The sequence below is a fragment of the Oceanobacillus sp. J11TS1 genome (genome assembly GCF_018333215.1).
In the GTDB taxonomy this organism is placed as follows: Bacteria; Bacillota; Bacilli; order Bacillales; family Amphibacillaceae; genus Oceanobacillus.
This window is the reverse complement of record NZ_BORO01000058.1, coordinates 1-1,981: the sequence shown is the minus strand read 5'-3', so window position 1 is coordinate 1,981 and position 1,981 is coordinate 1. Positions and strand designations below refer to the sequence as shown.

The 1,981-nt window shown below is 31.5% G+C and carries 3 protein-coding genes; 2 read left to right on the top strand and 1 reads right to left on the bottom strand.

The genetic code is table 11. The features are described 5' to 3' along the window. Positions 1-130: 130 nt before the first annotated feature. Positions 131-469, bottom strand: a complete 339-nt coding sequence (locus KI343_RS19745) for a YolD-like family protein (protein WP_212928115.1) — start codon at positions 467-469, stop codon at positions 131-133. Positions 470-677: 208 nt separating this feature from the next. Between KI343_RS19745 and KI343_RS19740 the strand changes: the two genes are divergently transcribed. Both KI343_RS19740 and KI343_RS19735 read left to right on the top strand, forming a co-directional pair. After that, the gene (locus tag KI343_RS19740) at positions 678-1,658 is read left to right on the top strand and encodes a GAF domain-containing protein (protein WP_212928114.1); all 981 of its coding nucleotides are present in this window, start codon (positions 678-680) and stop codon (positions 1,656-1,658) included. Then, positions 1,648-1,833: a hypothetical protein gene (locus KI343_RS19735; RefSeq protein ID WP_212928113.1), complete on the top strand. Its 186-nt coding sequence runs from the start codon at positions 1,648-1,650 to the stop codon at positions 1,831-1,833. Before KI343_RS19740 ends, KI343_RS19735 begins: the two co-directional genes overlap by 11 nt. Positions 1,834-1,981: the final 148 nt, after the last annotated feature.

The following is a 1,981-nucleotide window of genomic DNA, read 5'->3' as shown; positions in this document are numbered from 1 at the left end:
TGCAAATCCAAAGCATCAATAAATCTTTCGTCGTCTTCATCGATAAATGGAATTGTTATTTTGAAACTCTTTTTACTCAAATTAAAACCTCCTTGCCATATAAATACGACAAAGAGGTGTGATTTTCCTTCTATAATATAGAAACATCTAATATGTCATCAAATTTAATTCTTATGAAATCATTATCGCCTAGCTTTTCGACCGCATTAATGTACTTGTCTTGATAATTTATGCGGTCAATGTAGCCTTGATAAAAATGAAAATCATAATCTTTGTAGTGCTTTATCTCAACGTAAAGGTTATCTTTATGCGCCATCATAAGTTGGAACCCGTTTTCTTCAATTTGTTGCTCATCTAAGATTGGTTTTTCTTTTCTATCTCTTTCTTCCCTCATTTTTCTAAGCAATTCAACTTGTTCTGGCAGCATTAAAGAAGTCCATTTCATTGTTCCTCTATCTCTGATTTCCATATTCAATCCTCCAAATAAGAACTTTTGTTCTGAACGTTTGTTCTTATTATAGCACAAAATACGAACGTGTATACTGTGGAAAATATGGAAATTAAAAAGTAACTCATATTTGACTGTATGTAAATTGTTGATATTTGATAGAAAATGTTATATTTATAGAGGTATATTTATACTTAAATATATAATATAGTCAAGGGGGTAGATAAAATTGTCACTAGGTTCTAAAACGTTTTGGTCTTATGTATTATCATCAATAGTTTCGATATTCATTATTTTTTCGCTAGCATCGATTGGTCAAATAATTTATGAAAATATAACAAAAAAGGATATAACAGTATGGGATACAGCTTTACTTATAACTGCCATTGTAGGTATTACATCAGCGACTATGGTATATTCTAGATACATAAGAACATCTCCACAACCTATACCATTAATTACAATTAATTTAAATAACTTTTTATATGATAAACATTTTGAAGACAGTTTTAAGTCACTTGATAAAAAACTAATTCAAAAGGTTGAAGAACATGAGAGGTACATTGTAAGTCTCAAGTCAACTTTAGACTCATCTATTGAAGAAGTGAAGAAGAAAAATCAGGAACTTGAATTCGAGGCTTATATTAATGATATATATATCCGCCATCACAAAAACGCTAGCCGGCTAGTGCGCTCGTTATTACAATTACTTGCTGAAGATAAACCAGAATGGAAATGGGAGTTTTGCAACAACGTTCTAGATGAATGTGTAACGGTTTTGGAAAAGGACCGATCAGATAAGTCGTCATCTGTTTATTTTATAAAAGATGGTTATAAATTGGAAATGTACGCATATAATCGGATAGAATTTTGGTCATCGAGAAATCGAAAATTTGAAGAGAACGAGGGATTTGCAGGTCACGTTTGGAGCTGTAAAGATACGATTTTAATTAACAACATATCTACCAGCGAATTCTTTAAAGGTAAGCACAAACCAAAACATGAATACGGATCAATTTTAGGAGTCCCTATAATGATAGGTGATGATGTAGTGGGGGTTTTGAACATTCAAAGTGAAGAAGAAAATGGCTTCACCCAAGAAGATGAAAGAACCGTTAAATTTTACGCTGACATGTGTGCGCTTGCTCATTTTTATGATACAATTAATATACAAAAAATTCGAGAGGGTGATTTAGTCGATGTTAACTAAAGAAGTAGAAATGAGTTTACTGGATAAAAGGAAAAAAAACCTTCACGAATCTCAAAAAAGAACGGAAGAATTATTATTAAAGGTTAACAAATTAGGTCTAATTGATGTCTACAGAGATGCACAAGGGAGAATGATAACACAAAAAAATATTAACCATCATAACATGAATTCGTAGTATTAAAGCCCCCAATTGCTGGGCCTATACTTACTAAAAACAAAAAAGGCTAGAGTGTGAAAAACTCTAGCCTTTTTTGTTATCACAATCGCTTATTTACTTCTTTTCTTACTTTTTCGTATTCTGTTTTACTAATACCAAGCGACTT

What these genes read in the sequence shown, in the direction of transcription:
- KI343_RS19735 (WP_212928113.1), top strand. Translation starts at nt 1,648, where the DNA reads ATGTTAACTAAAGAAGTAGAAATGAGTTTACTGGATAAAAGGAAAAAA.
- KI343_RS19745 (WP_212928115.1), bottom strand. Translation starts at nt 469, where the DNA reads ATGGAAATCAGAGATAGAGGAACAATGAAATGGACTTCTTTAATGCTG.